The following is a 20,617-nucleotide window of genomic DNA, read 5'->3' as shown; positions in this document are numbered from 1 at the left end:
CCGCCGTTGGTGCCGAGCTGCTTGATCGCGACCATCGGCGCGACCGGCCCGAGCGGGATGTGCTGCTCCTTCAGTTCGACCGTCGCGTCGACGGGCGCGACCGTCGGGCCGCGCTCGAGCGTCGCGGGCACGCCCTGCGACGTGAGCAGCACCGACCAGGCGAGGCACAGCGGCAACATGAAGCGAACCGTCGCGCGCGTGAGGTCGACCCAGTAGTTGCCGAGGTCGCGCTCCGCCGGGACCGCCCGTGCCGGCAGGCTCTGCGCATCAACGCGCGCGGCCTGTGCGTCGCGCCCGCCGAACAGGCCGCGCAGGGTCGCGACCACCATCGCGAGTCCCATCATCGGCGTGATCACCTGCAGGCCGACGATGCCGATCATCTGCGACAGGTAGGACAGCTGTGCCTGCCCGGAATAATGCTGCTGATTGGTGTTGGTGAGGAACGACACCATCGTGTGCAGCGCGAGATCCCAGCGCATGTTCGGCGCGCCGTCGGGGTTGAGCGGCAGCCACGCCTGCGTCATGAACTGCAGCCAGACCAGCACGCCGAGAACGACGTTGCTGACGACGAACGCGCGCGCGTAGCCCTTCCACGACATGCCTCGGCGCGGATCGGTGCCGAGCGCGCGGTAGAGCAGGCGTTCGACCGGGACGAATACGACGTCGAGGTGCGACGCCTCTCCGCGCATCACGCGCGCGAGATAGAGGCCGAGCGGCCAGCCGAGGGCGACCGCCGCGGCGAAGACGAGAACGATTTCGAGCATGGCAATGGGACCTTGTCGCCGAATGTCGTGGTACTACGTCGCGTCGCTCAGAAGTCCTCGGGGCGCAGCACGACGTAGAGCAGGTAGATGAAGGTCAGGACGACCAGCACGCTGCAGACGAGCACCAACCAACCGGACATGTTCGCGTCCTCCTCAGAACGACGCCTGCAAGGCGGCTTCGGCGCGCGAATCCGCGACGTCGTCGCCGAAGATCGCCTTCGCGTCGCTGTCGGTCGCATGTCCGGACAGGCGCAGCTCGAACGGCGCGTGGAACGCCCAGATCGCGTTGACCTGCGCATGCGTGTAGCCACTGCGGGCGACGACGGCGCGGCTCAGGAAGTAGTGCGACACCATCGCCTCGAGGCGGAACTGGTCGTTCAGCGGGAAGCGCGCGCCGACCTGGGTGTAGAGGCCGCTGCGGTCGTAGCCGAGCGCCTCGTTCGACCAGCCGGCCGACAGCCAGTACTTGTTGCGGTACGTCAGCGTGCCGTTGAGTTCCGTCCAATTGACGTCGACGGCCGTGCCGGGATACTGGTAGCGCAGCACGTTGACGTCGACGGCCCAGTCGTCGGCCAGCGACGTGCTCCAGCCGAGCGTGAGATCCAATTCGGTGCTCGCGTCGAGTTCGGGCGCGAACTTGACGCTCGAACCCCACACGGACGCGTAGAAGCCGGTGTCGCCGGACACCTTGAATCCGGCCTGTGCGGCGGGATCGCCGTCGGACTGCGTAATGCCCCGCCAGACGTAGTCGGTCGTCAGCGTGGCGTTGCCGTTGAACGTCACGGCCCGCGCCGTCGATGCCGTGCCGAACGAGGCAGCGACCGCGAGCGGGAGCACGAAGCCACGGCGACGCCGCGGCGAATGGAATCGGGACATGACGATGCAGGACCTTCACGAGGCCGGATCGGCCACCGCGAAAGTCTGGATCGCATGCGCGTAAAGCCTCCATGCCGCGCATGCGCCGCACGCGTAAATTCCGCATAAAACCTGCGCGATCGCGGGCTGGGCCGACCGCCGTTCCTCGTGTCACTGGCCGCGCGTCACGCAGCGCGCACCGCCGGATCGGGTCGGATCGTTCGCCGGGGCCGTCAGGCGCGCCGCGCACTCATCGTGCGCGAGTATCCGTGGCCATGCGGTCGCCGAGTGCGCTGCGGTAGGCCGCCTCATCGAAACCCGTGATGCGCAGGTTCCGCGTGACGAGCACGGGCACGCTGTTCGCATGCAGGCGGGCGTACAGTGCGCGCGCCGGCGGCGACACGTCGAGGTCGTAGACGACGTGCTCGACCTTCATCGCATCGAGCAACGCGCGCGCCTGCCGGCAGTACGGACACGTCGTCGTCGCGAACAGCACGACCGGCTCGCCCGCGTCGCGCACGATCGCCGAATAGTCGCCCGCTTGCAGCGCGGGCTGCGCGACGACGCCGCGCACGACGGACACGCCGAGCCAGCCGCATGCGGCGGCGACGGCGACGAGCGCGAGCGTCGAGGCGACGCCGCGCATTACACGCAGGGATGCTTTCATCGCGTCACTCCGCATCGCCGGCCACCGTCCTTCGCGACCGTCGACGCACGTGGTGCGGTAGCGGAACGGGCGACGTCCCTGTCACCCGCGGGGAACGGCTAGAGGCCGTAGATCGCGCAGCAGACGCTCGCGGGCAGCCAGTTCAGGCACCCGAGGTAGTGGTCCGTGTTCGCCGGATCGATCATGCACACATGGCCGCCGCCGCCACCACCGCCGGGCGGCAACGCCCACGCGGAGGCCGCGGACAGGCCGAGGACGAGACCGAACAACACCGTACGCACGCGCATCGCGCCAAGTTGCTTCTTCATGCAAAGCTCCTTTGTTGACAAAGGGACCGCGTCATTGCGGCCCGTCGTCGCAGAACGCTGCGGCGCGCGGGATTGAGACACGCGTGGGGCGACGTGCGCCGCAGCGCCCAGGCGGCGTGCGTGCCGAGGGCAGCGTGCGCGTGGAGGACGCTCAATAGTGGATTGCGACGATCCAGCCGTTCGCGTCCGGTGCGGGCCGCGCGGGCAGCGAACACGCGACGCCAACGGCGATGCGTTCGGCCGACCACAGTGCCGCGAACGCGTCGAGCACGTCGTCGGGGGCAGCGAGGCGGCGCGGGACGGCGGCCAGCACCGCGCGCACCCGCGCCTCGTCGAACGCGCGCCCGAGCAGCGCGAGCCGCTGCTCGCGGCCGTCCGCGGTCTTCTTGCCCGCGGCGAGGCCCCTGCCACCGTCGAGCGCCGCGAACGAGACTTCCGGATGGATCTCGAACACGCGTGCGCGCGCCGCGCCGTCATGGCGCAGCAGGTCGTCCCACGCACGGATCTTCGGCAGGATGCCGAACGCCTGCGCGCTGAGGCCACGGCCGTCGTCGAAGTGGCGATGAAGCTGCAACGCCTCGGCGTACGTCGTCGCGCCGAGCACACCGCGAACGGGAGCGGAAAATACGCTGGACGCGCGCGGCCGGCCGAGGAACGCGCGCGCGGCCGCGTCGGATGCGCGCCTGCCCCTGTCGGGCAGTCCGATCGGAACGTCGACCGCGATCACGGCCGCATCCGCGTGCGCGGCGACGAGTTCGTGCGGCTGCGCGTGCACGGCGAAGGCGAAGCCGTCGCTCGATCTGGAGACGGCGAGCCAGCCCGCCTTCGAACCGTCGACGCCGACGCAGCGCATGCGTGCCGCCGACCCGCGTCGATCAGTCGCGCGCGTGCGCGAGGGCGTAATCGATCGCCGCGCACACCGCGGCCGCCTGCGCCGCATTGCATTGCTCGGGCGTCGCGCGCGGGCTGTCCGGATACACCTCGGTCGTCGTCGTGTACGGTGCGTTCGTGACGCCCGCGCAGAGGCCGAGCTGCTTAAACGGGTAGTTGATGACGCCGGGCGCGACGACGGGCGAACCGATGATTTCGCCCTTGGCGTCCGCGGGCGCGATGTGCGTGACCTTCGCGACCGCGGCGATCAACGCCTGCTGGAATGGAGTCTGCGGGTTGTCGCTGTCGCCGACGACATAGAAGCCATCCGGCACCTCCCCCGGCTCGAACGGCATGCCGTCGCGTGCGGCGAGCGCGGGCCGGAACTCCGACTCGTCGCTGTCGGTCGTCTCGTGCAGGTCGACGTGCACGAGTACGCTGTCGCGAAGCGGTGCGACGAGCCGCAGCAGCGCAGCCGACTCGGCGGCCGGGCTGCTTTCGCGGAACGAACGGTTCGGATCGAGCGCGAGCGGATTCCAGCGGTGGATGCGCTCGTACGCCCACGGACTCACGCACGGAACGACGAGCAGGTTCACGAGGCCCGCGTAGTCCTGCGCACGGCGTTCCAGGAAGCGCAGCGCACCGTGCACGCCACTCGTCTCGTAACCGTGCACGCCGCCGGTGACGAGCACGATCGGCAGCGCGTGGTTCCAGTCGCGGCTGCGCACCGCGAACAGTTCGAACTGCTCCGGCGGATAGTCGAGCTGGCCGTACGGCGCGACGTCGAAGCGGTCGCGCAGCCGATCGATCGCGCGCGCGACTTCGTCGACGTAGCTGCGCCGACGCACCTGGCGCGCGAGCCACGTCGCGCGCTCGGCGTCGCCCCAGGCGTGGCCGGGCATGCCGATCGGATAGGTTGCAGGGGACGAAGCGGATGACGACATGACGGTTCCCGCGGTCGAGGCAATCCGCGGACTGTAGCACCGCGCGGCGGCGTCGATGTCCCCGCGGCTGCGGGGTTCGCGGGCTCCGGCGACGTCGCATCCCGCGATGCGCGAGACCCGCGCCGCCCGCGGCCGACGACGCAGGCAGCTTGCCATGCGCGGTTCGAGTCCGCTCGCCGTGCGGGCTGCGCTCGACGCGGAGCGGTCGAACGGACGTGCCTCCCACGCACTCGACGCGACGCGAGCCCGCGGGGACGGCGTCGAACGACCGCGCGCGTCGTACGCGCGTTGCACCGGCGGCCGATTGCAGCGCGGCCACACTCGGCTCGCACGCTCGCGCTCAGGGACAGGCGAGTCCCGCGGGCAACGTCACGCGGATGATCTCCATCGATCCGCTGCCGTAGCCGGGCGTGGCCGCGGCCCAGTCGAGCGTGCCGTGGTTGCAGTCGCTGAAACGCACGCTCACGCTGCCCCACGGCGTGTTCTGCACGCGCGCCGGGTCGAAGTCCGCGCCGAAGCGTCCTCCCGGGCCGTCGATCGTCGACATCGGGATGGTCGCGCGCGCGCCGTAGATCGGCCCGACGCCGCCGATCCAGGCCTGCCCGCCCGTCGGAGCGAAGGTGTAGATCTCCGCGACGAGCCGGCCGCCCGGCAGCACTTCGAGCCCGAGGCCGAGCTGTCCGGTCACGCCTGCGTCGACCCAGGTGCCGGTGAACCCGTTCGTGATCGGCACGTCGCCCGACGCGGCGGCCGCGGGGATCAGCGCGATGAACGTGCCGCCCTCGATCGCGCCGTCGTCGACGGTCGCGAGCACGCCGAGATCGGCGCCGCTGTCGTGGTCGAAACGCCGCACGCGGTTGCCGCTGAGCACGAGGATCGATCCGTCGTCGCCGAGCGCGAGCCCGGTCGGAGCACCGAGGCCCGTGACGGCCTTGCCGACGAAGGCGCCCGTGTTCGCATCGAAGCGATAGACCTCGCCGCTGCCCTCGCCGCCGACGAGGATCGTCGCACCGTCGTCGACGATCCCGCGCGTGCGCCGCAGCCCTTGTGCGCGCGGTGGCACGAACGCGGCGAGGACTTCGCCGCTCGCGGGGTTCACGCGGGCGACGCTCGCGGTCGAATAGCCGGGCACGTACAGCAGGCCGGCCGCACTCATCATGAGCCCGTTGTCGGCGCCGAGCAGTCCGCTGTCGCCGGGTAGGACGGTGCCGACGACCTGTCCGCTCGCGCGATCGAGCTCGAACACGCGGCTCGTGCCGTAACTTGCGACGTAGACGCGCCCGTCGGCACCGAACGCGATGCCGGTCGGGTCGATCTCGGGGGTGAACTCGGCGAACACGTCGACGAACGCGTAGTCGGCGTCGTGCCGGTAGCGTTGGACCTGGCCGTTGACCTCGCTGACGACGTAGATGAGGTCGTCCTTCGGGTTGAGCCGCACCGCCTGCGCGCCCTTGATCCGGCCCGCGACGTCGAGCTGGCGCAGGAAGGCGCCGTTGCAACCGTCGAAGATCGCGACGTTGTTGGAGAAGTAGCCGCTCACGAACAGGTGGCGCGCGCACGCCTGTGCTGCGGCCGGGGCGGCGGTGGCGAGCGCGAGGATCGCGAACACGAAGCGGGCGGGCATGGCGGCTACTCCTCGAGGGCGATGCATCGACGATGCCCTGCAGCGTCACCGCCGTCCTTCGCGAAAGCTTCGGTGCATCTCCCTTTTTTCTCCCTGCGAGTGGAATCAGCGCGATGCGATCCGCCGCGAATTCCGTTCGCTCCGGCGGAATCGCAGGCCGGGTGCGCAGGCGCCCCGCTATCGTCGCGGTCTCCCAACGCCAAGCGGAACCGCGCCATGAACGAACTCGCATCGCTCGCCGCCATTGCCGTGGCCCTCGCGATCGGCGCCGCGAGCCCGGGGCCGAGCTTCCTGCTCGTCGCGCGTGCCGCCGTATCCGACGGGCGCCGCGCCGGCCTCGCGGCCGCGTGCGGCATGGGACTCGGCGCCCTCGCGTTCGCGCTGCTCGCGCTGTTCGGGCTCGCCGCGGCGTTCGCCGCGGTTCCTTCGCTGTATTCGCTGTTCAAGCTCGCGGGCGGTCTCTACCTGCTGCACCTGGGCATCGGCATCTGGCGCGGTGCGGCGACGCCGCTGCGCGAAACGGCCGCGACGACGCCTCCGCGACGCCTGCGGGGACCGTTCGCGCTCGGCTTCGTGACCCAGCTCAGCAATCCGAAGACTGCGATCGTCTATGGCGGCGTCTTCGCCGCGTTGTTCCCGCAGGAACCGACGCGCGCGTTCGAGGCCGCCGTGCTCGCGTGCGTCGCGCTCGTCGAAGCGGGCTGGTACACGATCGTCGCGCTCGCATTGTCGGTCGCGAGCACGCGCACGGCGTACCTGCGCCACAAGGCGCGCATCGACCGCGCCGCCGGCCTCTTCCTCGGCGGACTCGGCATCCGCCTCGCGACATCGGCGTCGCCCTGACCCGTCCGCGCGCGTTGCCCGTGCGACGCCTAGCGGGCGCGCTCGCGCAGCATCGTCGTCTTGCCCGCGCCGTTAGGCCCGAGGAAGCCTTGGATGCTGCCTTCGGGGACATCGAGACCGATGCCGTCGAGGACGAGATCGTCGCGAGGGCGGCGTACCAGCGGGTGAGTGTGCAGGCAGGATAGGGCGGCAATCGCAGGGGGGCGCTCGTTCCGGCACAACGCGCGCGGCGTGCGCTTCTCGACGCTCGCTCGGCTCTGCGCGGTGCTCGAATGTCAGCCGGGCGAGCTCATCGCCTACGACCCCGACCCGTCGGACCTGCAGGCCACCGACAGCGGCGACGACCGAGCACCGGCCCCTTCACAGGAACGGGCGATTGAACGCACATTCAGTGCGCGGCGCGCATCGTGCCGGGGTCGTTCGTGCAAGGGAGGCCCGATGAACGAATACGATGCCGTCGATCCCTCGCGGCGGGATGCGCTCGCGCTCGGGCGCGACCTGCTCCTCGCGGGTGCCGCGGCCCGCTGGGCGGGCCCTACGTCCGCCCATGCCGCGACCACGCGCGATCCGCAAGCGCCGGTGCTGGCGAAGCTCACGCTGCGCGTGAACGGCGAGGCGAGGCCGCTCGTACTCGATACGCGCACGACCCTGCTCGACGCGTTGCGCGAGCACCTGCACCTCACCGGCACCAAGAAGGGCTGCGACCACGGCCAGTGCGGCGCATGCACGGTGATCGTCGGCGGCCGGCGCATCAACGCGTGCCTGAGCCTCGCCGTCATGCACGACGGCGACGACATCACGACGATCGAGGGCCTCGGCACGCCCGGCCACCTCCATCCGATGCAGGCCGCATTCGTCCGCCACGACGCCTATCAGTGCGGCTACTGCACGACCGGGCAGATCTGCTCGTCGGTCGCGATGCTCGAGGAGCTGCGCCGGGGGATCCCGAGCCACGCAGGCGGCGACGTCGCCGCAGCGCCGACGGCCACGCCGGATGAACTGCGCGAGCGGATGAGCGGCAACATTTGCCGCTGCGGCGCATACTCGAACATCATCGACGCGATCGCGGAAGTCGCGGGGACGCGTCCATGAGAGCGTTCACGTACGAGCGCGCGACGTCGACGGCGCAGGCCGCCGAGCGCGCCGCGAGCGTATCCGGAGCGAAGTTCATCGCGGGCGGCACCAACCTGCTCGACCTCATGAAGATCGAGATCGAGACGCCGACGCACCTCATCGACGTCAACGGCCTCGATCTCGCCAGGATCGAACCGACGCCCGATGGCGGCCTGCGCATCGGGGCGCTCGTGCGCAACACCGACCTCGCGGCGGACGCGCGCGTGCGCCGCGACTATCCGGTGCTCGCGCGTGCGCTGCTCGCCGACGCATCGCCGCAACTGCGCAACCGCGCGACGACCGCCGGCAACCTGCTGCAACGCACCCGCTGCCCGTACTTCTACGACTCGGACCAGCCGTGCAACAAGCGCGTGCCCGGCAGCGGTTGCGCGGCGCTCGCGGGCTATCGGCGCATGCATGCGATCGTGGGCACCAGCGACGCCTGCATCGCGGCGCACCCGAGCGACATGGCGGTCGCGCTGCGCGTGCTCGATGCGACGGTGGAGACCATCCGCGCCGACGGCTCGACGCGAAGCTTCCCGCTCGCCGACCTGCACCGCCTGCCCGGCTCGACCCCGCATCTGGAAACCACGCTCGATGCGGGCGAGCTCGTGACGGCGGTCGTGCTGCCGCCGCCGGCCGGCGGGGTACACGTCTATCGCAAGGTGCGCGATCGCGCGTCCTATGCGTTCGCACTCGTCTCGGTCGCGCTCGTGCGCCAGGCGGACGGCAGCGGGCGCGTCGCGCTCGGCGGCGTCGCGCCGAAACCCTGGCGGAGTGAAGAGGCCGAGCACGCGCTCGCATCGGACCCGACTGCGGTCGTCGACGCGCTGCTTGAAGGCGCTCGGACGTCGCCGGACAACGCCTTCAAGGTCGCACTCGCGCGGCGTGCGCTCGATGCGGCCATCGCCGACGCGCGGAGCGTGCGATGAAGTTCGACACGCCGGCGACGACGAATCCGATCGATCGCCTCGCCGTGGTGGGCCAGCCGGTCGATCGCATCGACGGCCCGCTGAAGGCGACGGGCACCGCGCGCTACGCCTACGAACACAACGATGCGGTCGCGCATCCGGCCTACGGATACGTCGTCGGCGCGGGCATCGCGAAAGGCACGATCCGCTCGATGGACCTTGCCGAGGCAACGGCAGCGCCCGGCGTGATCGCGATCGTCACCGCCGACAACGCGGGACCGCTCGGCAAGGGTGACAGGAACACCGCGCGCCTGCTCGGCGGGCCGAGGATCGAGCATTACCACCAGGCGATCGCACTCGTCGTCGCCGAGTCGTTCGAACAGGCACGCGCCGCCGCGCGACGGATCCGCGTCGACTACGCGCGCGAGGCAGGCGCGTTCGATCTCGCGCACGCAAAAGGGTCGGCCGCGAAGCCCCGCAGCGGCAAGCCCGACACCGCCGTCGGAGATTTCGACGGCGCGTTCGCGGCCGCACCCGTCAAGCTCGACGAGGAATACACGACACCCGACCAGTCGCACGCGATGATGGAACCGCATGCGTCGACCGCACTCTGGGACGGCGACAGGCTCGTCATCTGGACATCCAACCAGATGGTCGCGTGGGCCGTCTCCGACATCGCGAAGACGCTCGGCATCGCGAAGGAGAAGGTGCACCTGATGTCGCCGTTCATCGGCGGTGGTTTCGGCGGCAAGTTGTTCGTGCGCGCGGACGCGATCCTCGCGGCGCTCGGTGCGCGCGCGGCGAAGCGGCCGGTCAAGGTCGCCCTGCCGCGCCCCCTGATGTTCAACAACACGGTGCACCGGCCCGCGACGATCCAGCGCATCCGCATCGGCGCGACGCACGCGGGTCGGATCACCGCGATCGCGCACGAAAGCTGGTCGGGAGACCTTCCCGGCGGCAAGCCCGAGACCGCGGTCGACCAGACCCGGCTCCTGTACGCGGGCGCCAACCGCATGACCGCCCTGCGCCTCGCGGTGCTCGACCTCGCCGAGGCGAATGCGATGCGCGCGCCGGGCGAGGCGCCGGGCATGATGGCGCTCGAGATCGCGATCGACGAGATGGCGGAGAAACTCGGCATCGATCCGGTGCAGTTCCGCATCGCCAACGACACGCAGGTCGATCCCGAACATCCCGAACGCCCGTTCTCGCGACGCCGGCTCATCGATTGCCTGCAGACCGGCGCACGCAGGTTCGGTTGGGACGCGCGCAAGGCGCGCCCGGCGAGCACGCGCGACGGACGCTGGCTCGTCGGCCTGGGCGTCGCCGCGGCGTTCCGCAACAACCTCGTGGCGAAATCGGGCGCGCGCGTGCGGCTCGGCAGGGACGGCACGATCGCGGTCGAGACCGACATGACCGACATCGGCACCGGCAGCTATACGATCATCGCGCAGACGGCGGCCGAAATGATGGGCGTGCCGCTGCACCAGGTGGTCGTTCGCCTCGGCGACTCCGACTACCCGGTCTCGTCGGGCTCGGGTGGCCAATGGGGCGGCAACAGTTCCACCGCGGGCGTGTACGCCGCGTGCATGAAACTGCGCGAATCCGTCCTCGCGAAACTCGGCCTTCCCGGCGATGCCGAGTTCGTCGACGGACAGGTGCGAGCCGGCACCCGTCGCGCGTCGCTCGCGGAGGCCGCGCGCAACGGCGAACTCGTCGCCGAGGACAGCATGGAGTACGGCGATCTCGCGAAGCGCTACCAGCAGTCGACCTTCGGTGCGCACTTCGTCGAGGTGCGCGTCGACGCGGCGACCGGCGAAACGCGCGTGAAGCGCATGCTCGCGGTATGCGCGGCGGGGCGCATCCTCAACCCGAAGACCGCGCGCAGCCAGGTCATCGGCGCGATGACGATGGGCGTCGGCGCCGCCTTGTCGGAACACCTCGTCGTGGACCGCGCCGCGGGCTTCTTCGTCAACCATGACCTCGCCGGCTACGAGGTCCCCGTGCATGCGGACATCCCGCATCTCGACGTCGTCTTTCTCGACGAGACCGACCCGATGTCCTCGCCGATGAAGGCGAAGGGTGTCGCCGAACTCGGCATCTGCGGCGTCGCGGCTGCGATCGCCAACGCGATCCACCACGCGACCGGCGTGCGCGTGCGCGACTATCCGGTCACGCTCGACAAGCTGATCGATCGTCTACCGCCGCTGGGCCGAGCCTAGTGCGTCAAAGCGAAAAGACTGGAACACGAAGCACACAGAGTACACCGAGGAAAGCATTCTGAAGCTGATCTCTTCGTGTGCTCTGTGTGCTTCGTGTTTCAAGCTTCGCTGTCCCGCAAAATTGATTCGCGAGACGCCTGCGCGAATACTCGCGCAGCCGCTTTCTCCGTGTGCTCCGTGTGCTCGGTGCTTCAGTCCTTGCGCTTTGCGACGCGGCGTCCACTCACCGACGGCAGCGTCTGCCGCACGCGGTCGAAATCCGCCCACGGATCGCGCTTGCGCCGCGCAATCTTCGCGAGGGCCGTGCGGATCGTATAGTCGCCGCCGCCGCGCAGTCGCGCGAGTTCGCTCCATTCGATCGGCAGCGCGACCGGCGCGCCGTCGCGCGCGCGCAGCGAGTAGGAGCCGACCGAGGTCGCGCCGCGCGCATTGCGCAGCCAGTCGACGAAGATGCGGCGCTCGCGCTTCTGCTCGCCCGCGACGCTCACGAAGGTTTCCGGCCGCTCGCCCGCGAGCGTGTCGGCGACCTGCTCCGCGAAGCGCTTCGCATCCGCCCACGCCACGGCCGGCGCGAGTGGAACGACGATGTGCAGACCCTTGCCGCCGGACGTGCGCAGGAACGATTCGAGGCCGATCGCGGCGAGCGCGTCGCGCAGGGTCCGCGCGGCCTTCTTCACGTCGGGCCAGGCGACCGACGGATGCGGATCCAGGTCGAAGATGATGCGATCGGCATGCTCGAGGTCCGATGCCCGCGCACCCCACGGATGGAACTCGAGCACGTTCATCTGTACCAGCTGCAGCACGCCCGTCGCGTCATCGACCGCGAGATAGCGATCGCTGCCCCCGCCCTTCTCCCTCACCTCGACCGATCGCACGTGATCGCCCCAGCCGCGGCCGGTGTGCTTCTGGAAGAAGCACGCCCCGCCGACGCCGTCCGGACAGCGCAGCACCGACAGCGGCCGATCGCCGATGTCGGCGAGCAGGAGCGGCGCGACGGCCGCGTAATAGGCGGCGACGTCCGCCTTCGTGATGCCGGAGCCGGGGAACACCTCGCGATCCGGGTGGGTGAGGCGCACCGCCCCGGCAGGCGCCGACGCGCGCTTCGCCGCACCGTTCGGCGGGCGTGGCGCTTCGGCGTGTACCGCGCGCGATGCGTTTCGCTTCGGGCGCGCCGCGCCGCGCTTCCTGCTGCGTGCGTCCTCGGCGAGGTCATCGAGCGACTTGTCTTCGCGCACAGTCTTCAGCGCCGGCTGGCGCAGGAGTCCCTGGCCGCCGAGGCCCTGGTGATAGACCTCGACGACGAGCGCCGGCTCCACCCAGGTCGCGCCCGCACGATCGGCGCGAGTCATCTTCGACACGTCGACTGCAGGCGCATCGACGCGCGTGCCGGCCAGGTCCTTGCGCAGCGTGCGCAGTTGCTCGTCGCTGAAGCCGGTGCCGACGCGACCGACGTAGTCGAGCCCCTTCGCGCCCGGACGCGCGAGCAACAGCGCGCCGATGCCGCTGCGGCTGCCCTTGGGCTCGGTGAAACCGATCACGACGAACTCGTCCGACGGGCGCACCTTGGTCTTGACCCAGTCGCCGTTGCGCGCGCCGCGGTACGGGCTCGCGACGCGCTTGCTGACGATGCCTTCGAGGCCGGCCCGTACCGCTTGGGCATAGACCTGCGGCCCGTGCCCGACCTGGTGCGCCGAATAGCGCAACACGCCGTCGCGGTGCGGATCGAGCAAGGCCTCGAGCAGCGCCTTTCGATCCTGCAGCGGCAGCTCGCGCAGCGAACGGCCGTCGAGATACGGGAGGTCGAACAGCATGTACGCGATCGGCGCCTTTCGTTGCGCCGACAGTCGTCCTTGCAACGCATTGAAGTCGTCGCGTCCATCGCGCAGCGCGACCATCTCGCCGTCGAGCTGCGCGCTCTTCACCTCGAGCGATCGCAGGGCGTCGACGAGTTCGGGCAGCTTGCGTGTCCACTCGATGCCGTTGCGCGACCACAGTCGCACGCGGCGGCCCTTGATCGTCGCGACGATGCGGTATCCGTCCCACTTCGCTTCATGCAGCCAGGCGTCGCCGTCGGGTGCCTTCGGCACCGGCTTGCAGAGTTCGGGGGCGAACGGGCCGTCGTCCAGCGGCTCGGCGGCGCCGCGCCGGGCACCCTCATCGTTCCCGTCGCGCGCGCGCGGGGCCGGCTTCGGTTCGTTCCAGACCTTCCTTCGTTCGCGCGGCGCGAGCGGCCGGTCCGAGCGCGGATCGACGAAGTCGTCCGCCTCGCGCTCGCCCGCGTACGCGTCGCGGTGCTTGATGAGCAGCCATTGCGGCTTTGCGCCGTCCTTGCGCGTGCGCACGAGCACCCAGGAGCCGCGCAGCACGTCGCCGTGCAAGGTGAACTTGAGCTCCCCCTTCTCGAGCCCGTCGCGCACGCTGCCGTCGGGCTCCCAGGTGCCGTGGTCGAACACGTCGACGTGGCCGGCGCCGTAATTGCCTTGTGGGATATCGCCCTCGAAGTCCGCGTAGGACAGTGGATGATCCTCGACCTGCACGGCCATGCGCTTGACCTTCGGATCGAAGCTCGGTCCCTTCGGCACGGCCCAGCTCTTGAGCGTACCCGCGTACTCGAGGCGGAAGTCGTAGTGGCGCCGACTCGCATGGTGCAACTGGACGACGAAGATACCGCGTCCGCGACCGCCGCCGCCCGACGGCTCGGGCGTCGAGCGGAAGTTGCGCTTGCGCTTGTACTCGGCGAGAGCCATGGCCGCCTCCGTTGGAGCCGAAGTATCGACGTGCGGACCTGAATACCGTCCGTCGCGTCGCGGCATCAGGCGCGCTTCCTCGCCCCCTTCTTCTTGGCGGCCGGCTTCCGTTTCGCGGCCCGCTTCGCCGGTGCCTTCTTCTTCGCCGCAGGTGCGCGTCGTCCCTCGGCGAGGCTCTGCTTGAGCAGGGAGACGAAGTCGACGACGTTGGTGGATGCCGGCTCGGGCGCCTCGTCCTCGGGTTCGACATCGACCGTGTGCTTGCTCTTGAGGCGCTTCGCGATCACCTTTTCGAGGCGTTCGCGGAACTCGTCCTTGAAGTCGGCCGGCTTCCATTCGCCCGACAACGTCTCGACGAGCTTCTCCGCCATCGCGAGTTCGCTGCGCGTCACGCGCTTGGCGGTCGCGGGGAAGTCGTACTCGCTCAGCGGCACCACTTCCGACGGATAGCGCAGCAGGTTCAGCAGCAGCGCCTTGCCGCGCGGCAGCACCGCGCAGAGGTATTCGCGCGTCCGGATCACGACGCGGCCGATGCCGATCCGGCCGGTCTTCTCGAGTGTCTGGCGCAGCAGTACGTAGCCCTTTTCGGCACGCTTGCCCGGCACGAGATAGTACGGCTTCTCGAAGTACTCCGGTCCGATCGCGTCGGCTTCGACGAAGGTCTCGAGATCCACCGACTCGTGGCTCTCCGGCGCGGCGCCCTTGATGTCCTCGGGCTCGAGCACGACGTAGCTGCCCTTGCGGTACTCGAACGCCTTCACGACGTCCTTCCATGGTACTTCATGGCCGGTATCGGCGTTGACGCGCTCGTAGCGGATCGGCTTGTTGTCGCGCGAATCGAGCATGCGGAAATGCAGGTCGGTCGACCGTTCGCCGCTCACGACGGCGACGGGAATGTTGAGCAGGCCGAACGAGAGCGTGCCGTTCCAGATCGGGCGAGCCATGGCGTTCCTCCGCAGGGCGATGACGGCAGCGTAGGCATGCGCGCGCGATGCCGCAATGAAACGCGGATACCGACGTTGGCGCGGGTTCAGTCGGCCGACGCACACACGCTGCGCGGCACTGGCGCAACGCCGAACATGCCGCGATCCCGCAAACCGCCGTCGCTGTGCCGCGCGGAAGAGGTCAGCGCATGCATGTCGCGCGTGCGACCTGTGGCGACCCGCGACACAGACGGTGTTGGTGAAGCGACGCGGCGACCGTCGTGATTGGACGGGCTTCCGGCTCATGCAGCGTCACGGCGAATGCGTCGAACCCGACCAGCGCCGGTGGGCGCTCGCGACCGTCCACCCCGCGTACGTACTGCGCGCGCGCATCGGCGCGCGCGGCGAGGAAGCGTTCGCGCGCTTCCGCGCCGATCTCATGAAGCGGCGCGATCCACCCGGCGCCTGGCACACCTGGAGGCACGCATGCAAAGCAAGACACTGCGCTTCACCAAGGGCTTTCGCCTCGCGATGCGCAACCGCCGTGGCCAGGCCGCGCAGATGACGATCCCGCGCGGCGACGCCACGCGGCGGGCCATGAGCTTCAGGCAGGACGCACGCGGAACGCGAGGCTGATGCGAGGACCGACCCTCGACGTCGTCTTCGGGATGCCGTGCAGGTAGTGCAGCTGCGAGGCGTAGTTCATCACGAGCAGGCTGCCCGGCTGCAGCTCGATCCTGCGGGACGTGCGCGGCGGGTGGCGAGTCGCGATCGTCATGTGCCGCGGCGCACCGAGCGACAGCAATGCGATCGGCTCGCCCGGAACGAGTTCGGCGAGGCGATCATGGTGCATCGCGACGCTGTCGCCACCATCGCGATAGAGGTTGAGGCCGACGCTCGTGAACGGCGCCTCGACGACGCGCGCGACGGCCGCGAGCGCAGCGTGGATCGCCGCGGGCACGTCGTCGCCGGCGAGCGCGTAGTGCGCGAGCAGGCGCGGCACGGCGACGTCGCGCTCGTACATCATGCGCCGATCCGAGCGCCATGGCACGCCCGCGCGCAACGCATCGAACCACGCATCGGCGATGGCGGCATCGCAGACCTGCGGCCAATAGTCGATGCGCGCGACCGGATGGTCGACGAGCGCAACGCCGGCATCGAGCAGGGACATCTGGTGCATCGGGCGCAGATGGGGGCGAGGCCGCAGCGCCGCAATCCCGGCAGGCCGCTATTCATTCGCGCGGTGGTGTACTCGCACCTTCAGTCCGACGGAACCCGCGATGGATGCCGACGAGAAATCGTGTGCGAACCCGTGGTGCAGCTGCGCGGTACCGAGCCACGACGAATTCTGTTCCCCCGCCTGCGCCGAGCAGTCGAGCCAGGGCGTGAGGCCCCCGTGCAACTGCGTGCACCAGGCCTGCGGTGGCACCGTGCACGAATCGCTCGCGGAAGGATGACGCGGCGAAGAACGGCGCGCGCGGAGCGCGACGTCGATGCTGACGTCCTGCATCGACCGCGCGGGCAGCGCCCTCGGTCGTCGTCGCCGCATGGTCCTGGCGCGCGCGAAGAAGCGCTGCGCACATTGCGGCCTGCATCCACGACGTACGCGGCACGCGCAGCGGGCGCCACCCGCAAGCGTCGACGCGCAAGCCGTGCGACCCGCTACTCCGCGCCGATCGTGCGCTTCCGCTGGAAGGTCGCGCGCTCGCCCTCGGGAAGGCGGCAGTTGCGCGACAGCGTCTTCGTCTCCTCGACGCGCGTGGCGGTCACGTCCTGCACGTTGACGACGACGCCGAGCGTATCGCCGAGGGGCTCGAGCGCCCGGCACACCGCATCGATCGTCGCCATCGTGCGTCGCCCCCTGCCGGCGACCATCACGACGAAGTCGTCGCCGTCGAGCCAGAAGGCCGAGCGCACGCCGGCCAGCTTCATCGCCGTCTCGCGCGCGCGTTCGTGATCGATCTGCCGCATCGGATCGGCGATCCGCGCCCAGCGCAGGACGGCCGCAGCGCGTTCGGCGAGCGCGGGAACGAATGGCACGAGCGCGGCCGTCGCGACGAGCACAGCCACCAGCGCGACGACGATCCAGCGCATCGCCCGGCGTCGCCGCGACGGCGCCCGCCGCCGGTCGGCTGCGGCCCGCGCGGGATTCGTGCGCGCGACCGCCGTCGACGCCGGCGGCAGGAGCCAGGATCGAGCGACGGTGCCGTCGACGAGCGCGAGGTCGCGATGGCGCCGGGCGACGCGCATCGCGGCATGGCTGAACTCACCGCAGGTGACGAAGATCGCGCCCGTCGCACGTTCCGATCGCATGGCTTCGGCGAGCCGTTCGACGTCGGCCGGGGGCACCTGGTAGGCGTTCCAACGCTTGCAGTGCGCGATCACGAACCGGCCGTCGTCACGGCGCAACGCAAGGTCGATGCCGCCATCGTGCATGCGCGCGGCGAGCGGCGCGCCGGCACGCTCGACCGACCAGCCTTCGGCGCGGAAGTGCTCCGCCAGCAAGCCTTCGAACCTTGCCGGCGTCATGCGCGCCAGCGCGTCGTGCCATGCCTCGCGTCGGCTACCGAACAGCATGCCGCGCGTTCGCCTCGACCTGACCGGGTACACCAGTAGGCAACAAACCGGCCGCGCCGGCAAGCCGCGCGCGACGGTGGCCGCGACCGGCGGCCGCGTCGGGTCGCGCACTCCGGGCGCAGCGCGCCATCGGCTGCCGGCCGACGCGAACTGCGGCAGGCTGCCCGCGTCCACGGGAGTGAACGATCATGTCCGCGCGCTTCATCAAGATCTCGCTTGCCTATCTCGTGCTGGGTGCGAGCCTCGGCATCTACATGGGCCTGTCGCAGGACTTCACGCTCATGCCCGTGCATGCGCACATCCTGCTCGCAGGCTGGCTCACGCTCGCGATGGCGGGCGTGATCTACCGCCTGCACCCCGAGGCGGCCGGCACGCGCCTCGCGCAGGCGCATTTCTGGCTGCACAACCTCGGTCTGCCGGTGTTCATGGCCGGTCTCGCGCTCATGTTGTCGGGGCGTGCGAACCTGCCTCCGGTGATCGGCACCGGCGCGATCGCGCTGCTCGTCGGCTTCGTCTGCCTGGCGCTCAACCTCTGGCGCCGGATCTAGCGACCGCACGCGGATCACCGCTCGGCGCGAGCCGCCTGCGCATGGACATCGTCCTGGTCGCGGTTACGGACGCGGCGTGCGGGCGGCGCCGCCGGCTCGCTCGGGCACGGCGGCGAGTCAGCGACCGAACAGCTTGCGCGCGTTGTCGACGCGGATCTTGGCCTGCTCCTCGTCGCTGAGGCCGAGCCGATGAAGCGCGTCGAGCGTCTTGCCGAGCGTGAGCTGCGGATAATCGGAACCGAGCAGCACGTGGTCGATGCCGACGTTGCGCAGGGTCCAGACGAACTCGGCTTCGATCGGCGAATCGGCAGCGAGCACCACCGTCGCCGAAATGTCGAAGTAAATGTTGTCGAAGAAGAACCTGTCCGCGGTGCGCGCAAGCGCGAGCATGTTCCAGAAACGGAAGTTCATGCCGCCGATGTGCGCGAAGATGAACTTCGTCTTCGGCGCCTGGAGCGCGAGGTTGAACAGCCGTTCGCTGTCGCCGGGCAGGATGTTCGCGTTGTCGAACAGCACGACCATGCCGAGCTCGCCCGCCTTGCGCACGAGCGCGAGCACGCGCGGATCGGCGGCATCGAACTTCTGGGTGTGCGGATGCAGCTTGAGCACCTTGACACCGCGCGCCGCGACGCGCGCGATCTCGTCGAGCGCGGCCTGGCCATCGTAAGGATGCACGGTCGCGACGGGCAGCATTTCCGGGTGCCGGTGCGCGAGCGCGATGTGCGCGTCGTCGGCCTTGCGGATCGCCGACGGATCGCCCGCGAGCGCCTGGTTCGGCCCGCCGAACCACATACCGGCGAAACCCGCGAGCTTGATGTTCGCGGCGGCGACGTCGGCCTCGTAGGCGCGCAGCGACGCCTCGGCGTCGTGAAGATGGACGTGGGTGTCGAACACGGTTTCGTCCGCGTGCGCGACGCAGGCGCAGAAGAGCAGGGACAGCAGGAGGATTCGCACGGACATCGGCACGCTCCATCGACGGATCGACAAGGATAGCGGTCTGCGCCACGGCGAGCGACGTCAGGACGTCCTGCGCGCGTCGTCGACGGGCGCTGCGTCTGCACCCGCGTCGATGCGCTCACGTCGACGGTGCGCGCCTTTGATAGCCGCGGCCCCGTTCCTGCGCCTACCTCGTCGAACCCGCACGGCCGACGCACGTGCGCCTGCGATGACCGACGAGGAACGAACATGAAGAACCTGCTTTGCTGGACCGCGCTGGCCCTGCTGCCGTGCGCCGGAGTCGCCTTCGCGCAGACCGCGCAGCTGCCCGATTTCACGTACCAGGGTCGCCTGAGCCAGAACGGCCAGCCCGCCAATGGCGCGTTCGACCTGCAGTTCCGCCTGTTCGACGCCCCCACCGGCGGCAATGCGATCGGCGCGCCGGTCAACGAAGCGCAATTCCCGGTCACCGACGGATTGTTCACCGTGAGTCTCGCCTTTCCCGGCGCGTTCAGCGGCACGCAGTCGTGGCTCGAAGTCAGCGTGAACGGCCAGGTGCTCGACCCGCGCCAGGCGGTCTCGACGACGCCGGTCGCGCAATTCGCGCTCGACGGCAACCCGGGGCCGGTCGGACCGCAAGGTGACCCGGGGCCGCAAGGAGTGCCCGGGCCGCAGGGTGATACCGGGCCGCAAGGCGCGACGGGGCCGCAAGGTGCGACCGGGCCGCAGGGCGCGACAGGTCCGCAGGGAGCGACGGGTCCGCAGGGCCCCGCAGGACCGTCGCTGCTGCCGCAGCGCGTTTCGCAGGACGTGACCTGTCCGGCGAACAACGGATGCACCTGGACGGCGACCTGGTCCAGCAGCTTGTTTTCGGGCGGCATCGTCAATGCAGCGGGCGCGAGCACCGCCACGACGATCACGGAGAACGGCGCCCTCTCCACCACCCAGTGGCGCTACACGATCGCCAATCCGAGCCCGATCCCGGTCACCGTGACGCTGAGCTTCTTCTACGTGCCGAGCGCGAACGCGCCTCTCGGACCCGATGCTGCCGCAGCAGCGTTCGACCACGGGGTGATGACGCCTCTGCACTAGGGCGAGGATCCATACGGTCGCGCGCCTTCGTCATTCCCGCGCAAGCGGGAATCCGAAGCGTGCTCGACCTCTATGGACATCGTAGCGAGGTGGATCCGCGCGTACGCAGGGACGACGACGCATTCGGCGATTCCGGGAGGACGCCCGCACACGGCCGCCGTTCCGCATTGCGGGGAAAGCGGGCAACGACGACCTCCTCCAGACCTGACCCGACGGAGCAGGCGCACCCAGCCTCAGCGTGTGCGCGCGCCGCCGGACGGAGAGCGGCGCGCAACCGCCGTCGCGCGTTTCGCGGGCGCACGCGGCACGCGCGCGACGCGCTTCGAAGCAGCCGCCCGCAAGCGGTCGAGGAACGGCCGCTCGCGACAACCGCGCTCCATCGCCCACAACGCATCCCATGCGCCGGGTCCCGCCAGGGCGAGCAGCTCGCGCGAGGCCCGTGCCATCGGCTCCAGCGCGGCACGCACCTTCGCGACCTCCCGCCGCCCCGCCGCGGTGAGGCGCACGACCGTGCGGCGCCGATCCAGCGGATCGCTGGTCTGCTCCACGAGAGACAATCCCGACAGTTCCCTGATCCAGACGATCACGAGCGGGTGCGACTGGCGCAAACGACCGGCGAGCTCGGTGACGCCGAGCGGGCCCTGCTCGTCGAGGGCGATGAGTGTCGACAGCGTGC

At 70.1% G+C, this 20,617-nt stretch carries 22 protein-coding genes and 1 pseudogene; 8 read left to right on the top strand and 15 right to left on the bottom strand.

Translation table 11 applies throughout. From position 1 onward, the window contains the following. The 8 genes from VI238_RS16960 to VI238_RS16925 form a co-directional block, all read right to left on the bottom strand. On the bottom strand, positions 1 to 764 hold a 764-nt coding region (locus VI238_RS16960; protein WP_331653498.1), incomplete at its 3' end, for a potassium-transporting ATPase subunit KdpA. Between the two features lie 47 nt (positions 765 to 811). Beyond that, complete coding sequence (locus VI238_RS16955) at positions 812 to 904, bottom strand: potassium-transporting ATPase subunit F (protein WP_331653496.1); 93 nt, start codon at positions 902 to 904, stop codon at positions 812 to 814. Positions 905 to 917: 13 nt separating this feature from the next. Continuing rightward, entirely contained in the window at positions 918 to 1,640 is a 723-nt protein-coding gene (locus VI238_RS16950) for a TorF family putative porin (protein ID WP_331653494.1), read from the bottom strand. A gap of 229 nt (positions 1,641 to 1,869) precedes the next feature. Further along, positions 1,870 to 2,286 carry a glutaredoxin family protein gene (locus VI238_RS16945; RefSeq protein ID WP_331653492.1) on the bottom strand — a complete coding sequence of 139 codons (417 nt, stop codon included), beginning with the start codon at positions 2,284 to 2,286 and terminating at the stop codon, positions 1,870 to 1,872. 98 nt (positions 2,287 to 2,384) lie between these two features. Then, complete coding sequence (locus tag VI238_RS16940) at positions 2,385 to 2,594, bottom strand: hypothetical protein (RefSeq protein WP_331653490.1); 210 nt, start codon at positions 2,592 to 2,594, stop codon at positions 2,385 to 2,387. 151 nt (positions 2,595 to 2,745) lie between these two features. Beyond that, positions 2,746 to 3,447: a DUF429 domain-containing protein gene (locus tag VI238_RS16935; protein ID WP_331653488.1), complete on the bottom strand. Its 702-nt coding sequence runs from the start codon at positions 3,445 to 3,447 to the stop codon at positions 2,746 to 2,748. A 22-nt stretch (positions 3,448 to 3,469) separates the two neighbouring features. Continuing rightward, entirely contained in the window at positions 3,470 to 4,408 is a 939-nt protein-coding gene (locus VI238_RS16930; protein WP_331653486.1) for a M14 family metallocarboxypeptidase, read from the bottom strand. Positions 4,409 to 4,748: 340 nt separating this feature from the next. After that, positions 4,749 to 6,032 carry a hypothetical protein gene (locus VI238_RS16925; protein WP_331653484.1) on the bottom strand — a complete coding sequence of 428 codons (1,284 nt, stop codon included), beginning with the start codon at positions 6,030 to 6,032 and terminating at the stop codon, positions 4,749 to 4,751. Positions 6,033 to 6,248: 216 nt separating this feature from the next. On the opposite strand from VI238_RS16925, the gene VI238_RS16920 reads away from it, so the two are divergent. Continuing rightward, the gene (locus VI238_RS16920) at positions 6,249 to 6,875 is read left to right on the top strand and encodes a LysE family translocator (protein ID WP_331653482.1); all 627 of its coding nucleotides are present in this window, start codon (positions 6,249 to 6,251) and stop codon (positions 6,873 to 6,875) included. 29 nt (positions 6,876 to 6,904) lie between these two features. Here VI238_RS16920 and VI238_RS16915 read toward each other — a convergent pair whose 3' ends face one another. Then, positions 6,905 to 7,096: an ATP-binding cassette domain-containing protein gene (locus tag VI238_RS16915; protein WP_331653480.1), complete on the bottom strand. Its 192-nt coding sequence runs from the start codon at positions 7,094 to 7,096 to the stop codon at positions 6,905 to 6,907. On the opposite strand from VI238_RS16915, the pseudogene VI238_RS18790 reads away from it, so the two are divergent. The 4 genes and pseudogenes from VI238_RS18790 to paoC form a co-directional block, all read left to right on the top strand. Next, a pseudogene (locus VI238_RS18790) lies at positions 7,044 to 7,172 on the top strand (helix-turn-helix domain-containing protein); the annotation flags it as partial. The gene VI238_RS16915 and the pseudogene VI238_RS18790 sit on opposite strands and share 53 nt — an antisense overlap. Positions 7,173 to 7,313: 141 nt before the next feature. Next, positions 7,314 to 7,967: an aldehyde dehydrogenase iron-sulfur subunit PaoA gene (paoA, locus tag VI238_RS16910; RefSeq protein ID WP_331653478.1), complete on the top strand. Its 654-nt coding sequence runs from the start codon at positions 7,314 to 7,316 to the stop codon at positions 7,965 to 7,967. Further along, positions 7,964 to 8,920, top strand: coding sequence for a xanthine dehydrogenase family protein subunit M (locus tag VI238_RS16905; protein WP_331653476.1), 957 nt, complete (start codon positions 7,964 to 7,966; stop codon positions 8,918 to 8,920). The genes paoA and VI238_RS16905 overlap by 4 nt, the downstream gene beginning before the upstream one ends. Then, entirely contained in the window at positions 8,917 to 11,118 is a 2,202-nt protein-coding gene (gene paoC / locus VI238_RS16900) for an aldehyde oxidoreductase molybdenum-binding subunit PaoC (RefSeq protein ID WP_331653474.1), read from the top strand. The genes VI238_RS16905 and paoC overlap by 4 nt, the downstream gene beginning before the upstream one ends. A gap of 191 nt (positions 11,119 to 11,309) precedes the next feature. Here paoC and ligD read toward each other — a convergent pair whose 3' ends face one another. Further along, positions 11,310 to 13,865, bottom strand: coding sequence for a DNA ligase D (ligD, locus tag VI238_RS16895; protein ID WP_331653472.1), 2,556 nt, complete (start codon positions 13,863 to 13,865; stop codon positions 11,310 to 11,312). Between the two features lie 65 nt (positions 13,866 to 13,930). Then, a complete protein-coding gene (locus VI238_RS16890) occupies positions 13,931 to 14,809 on the bottom strand; it encodes a Ku protein (protein ID WP_331653470.1) in 879 nt (292 codons plus the stop codon). A gap of 465 nt (positions 14,810 to 15,274) precedes the next feature. Between VI238_RS16890 and VI238_RS16885 the strand changes: the two genes are divergently transcribed. Beyond that, a complete protein-coding gene (locus tag VI238_RS16885; protein WP_331653468.1) occupies positions 15,275 to 15,424 on the top strand; it encodes a hypothetical protein in 150 nt (49 codons plus the stop codon). Here VI238_RS16885 and VI238_RS16880 read toward each other — a convergent pair. Continuing rightward, positions 15,393 to 15,959, bottom strand: coding sequence for an alpha-ketoglutarate-dependent dioxygenase AlkB (locus tag VI238_RS16880; RefSeq protein ID WP_331653466.1), 567 nt, complete (start codon positions 15,957 to 15,959; stop codon positions 15,393 to 15,395). The two genes, VI238_RS16885 and VI238_RS16880, sit on opposite strands and share 32 nt — an antisense overlap. Before the next feature lie 491 nt (positions 15,960 to 16,450). Continuing rightward, positions 16,451 to 17,365 (bottom strand): restriction endonuclease, encoded by a 915-nt coding sequence (locus tag VI238_RS16875; protein WP_331653465.1) that lies wholly within the window; start codon positions 17,363 to 17,365, stop codon positions 16,451 to 16,453. A gap of 188 nt (positions 17,366 to 17,553) precedes the next feature. Here VI238_RS16875 and VI238_RS16870 point away from each other — a divergent pair, with 188 nt between their 5' ends. Continuing rightward, positions 17,554 to 17,913, top strand: coding sequence for a hypothetical protein (locus VI238_RS16870; protein WP_331653463.1), 360 nt, complete (start codon positions 17,554 to 17,556; stop codon positions 17,911 to 17,913). A 117-nt stretch (positions 17,914 to 18,030) separates the two neighbouring features. Here VI238_RS16870 and VI238_RS16865 read toward each other — a convergent pair whose 3' ends face one another. Next, a complete protein-coding gene (locus tag VI238_RS16865; protein ID WP_331653461.1) occupies positions 18,031 to 18,873 on the bottom strand; it encodes an amidohydrolase family protein in 843 nt (280 codons plus the stop codon). A gap of 225 nt (positions 18,874 to 19,098) precedes the next feature. Between VI238_RS16865 and VI238_RS16860 the strand changes: the two genes are divergently transcribed. Further along, a complete protein-coding gene (locus tag VI238_RS16860; RefSeq protein WP_331653459.1) occupies positions 19,099 to 19,941 on the top strand; it encodes a hypothetical protein in 843 nt (280 codons plus the stop codon). A gap of 233 nt (positions 19,942 to 20,174) precedes the next feature. On the opposite strand, the gene VI238_RS16855 is transcribed toward VI238_RS16860, so the two are convergent. Continuing rightward, positions 20,175 to 20,617 (bottom strand): MarR family winged helix-turn-helix transcriptional regulator (locus VI238_RS16855; protein ID WP_331653457.1); only part of this gene is annotated, 443 nt, incomplete at its 5' end.

Origin of the sequence: Dokdonella sp., assembly GCF_036518555.1 — a bacterium.
Taxonomy (GTDB): domain Bacteria; phylum Pseudomonadota; class Gammaproteobacteria; order Xanthomonadales; family Rhodanobacteraceae; genus Dokdonella_A.
This window is presented reverse-complemented; position numbering and strand designations above follow the sequence as displayed.

Coding starts and splice junctions, on each gene's coding strand:
- VI238_RS16925 (WP_331653484.1), bottom strand. CDS start 6,032: ATGCCCGCCCGCTTCGTGTTCGCGATCCTCGCGCTCGCCACCGCCGCC.
- VI238_RS16905 (WP_331653476.1), top strand. CDS start 7,964: ATGAGAGCGTTCACGTACGAGCGCGCGACGTCGACGGCGCAGGCCGCC.
- ligD (WP_331653472.1), bottom strand. CDS start 13,865: ATGGCTCTCGCCGAGTACAAGCGCAAGCGCAACTTCCGCTCGACGCCC.
- paoA (WP_331653478.1), top strand. CDS start 7,314: ATGAACGAATACGATGCCGTCGATCCCTCGCGGCGGGATGCGCTCGCG.
- VI238_RS16945 (WP_331653492.1), bottom strand. CDS start 2,286: ATGAAAGCATCCCTGCGTGTAATGCGCGGCGTCGCCTCGACGCTCGCG.
- VI238_RS16920 (WP_331653482.1), top strand. CDS start 6,249: ATGAACGAACTCGCATCGCTCGCCGCCATTGCCGTGGCCCTCGCGATC.
- paoC (WP_331653474.1), top strand. CDS start 8,917: ATGAAGTTCGACACGCCGGCGACGACGAATCCGATCGATCGCCTCGCC.
- VI238_RS16950 (WP_331653494.1), bottom strand. CDS start 1,640: ATGTCCCGATTCCATTCGCCGCGGCGTCGCCGTGGCTTCGTGCTCCCG.
- VI238_RS16880 (WP_331653466.1), bottom strand. CDS start 15,959: ATGTCCCTGCTCGATGCCGGCGTTGCGCTCGTCGACCATCCGGTCGCG.
- VI238_RS16860 (WP_331653459.1), top strand. CDS start 19,099: ATGAAGAACCTGCTTTGCTGGACCGCGCTGGCCCTGCTGCCGTGCGCC.
- VI238_RS16955 (WP_331653496.1), bottom strand. CDS start 904: ATGTCCGGTTGGTTGGTGCTCGTCTGCAGCGTGCTGGTCGTCCTGACC.
- VI238_RS16865 (WP_331653461.1), bottom strand. CDS start 18,873: ATGTCCGTGCGAATCCTCCTGCTGTCCCTGCTCTTCTGCGCCTGCGTC.
- VI238_RS16930 (WP_331653486.1), bottom strand. CDS start 4,408: ATGTCGTCATCCGCTTCGTCCCCTGCAACCTATCCGATCGGCATGCCC.
- VI238_RS16935 (WP_331653488.1), bottom strand. CDS start 3,447: ATGCGCTGCGTCGGCGTCGACGGTTCGAAGGCGGGCTGGCTCGCCGTC.
- VI238_RS16890 (WP_331653470.1), bottom strand. CDS start 14,809: ATGGCTCGCCCGATCTGGAACGGCACGCTCTCGTTCGGCCTGCTCAAC.
- VI238_RS16885 (WP_331653468.1), top strand. CDS start 15,275: ATGCAAAGCAAGACACTGCGCTTCACCAAGGGCTTTCGCCTCGCGATG.
- VI238_RS16870 (WP_331653463.1), top strand. CDS start 17,554: ATGTCCGCGCGCTTCATCAAGATCTCGCTTGCCTATCTCGTGCTGGGT.
- VI238_RS16875 (WP_331653465.1), bottom strand. CDS start 17,365: ATGCTGTTCGGTAGCCGACGCGAGGCATGGCACGACGCGCTGGCGCGC.
- VI238_RS16940 (WP_331653490.1), bottom strand. CDS start 2,594: ATGAAGAAGCAACTTGGCGCGATGCGCGTGCGTACGGTGTTGTTCGGT.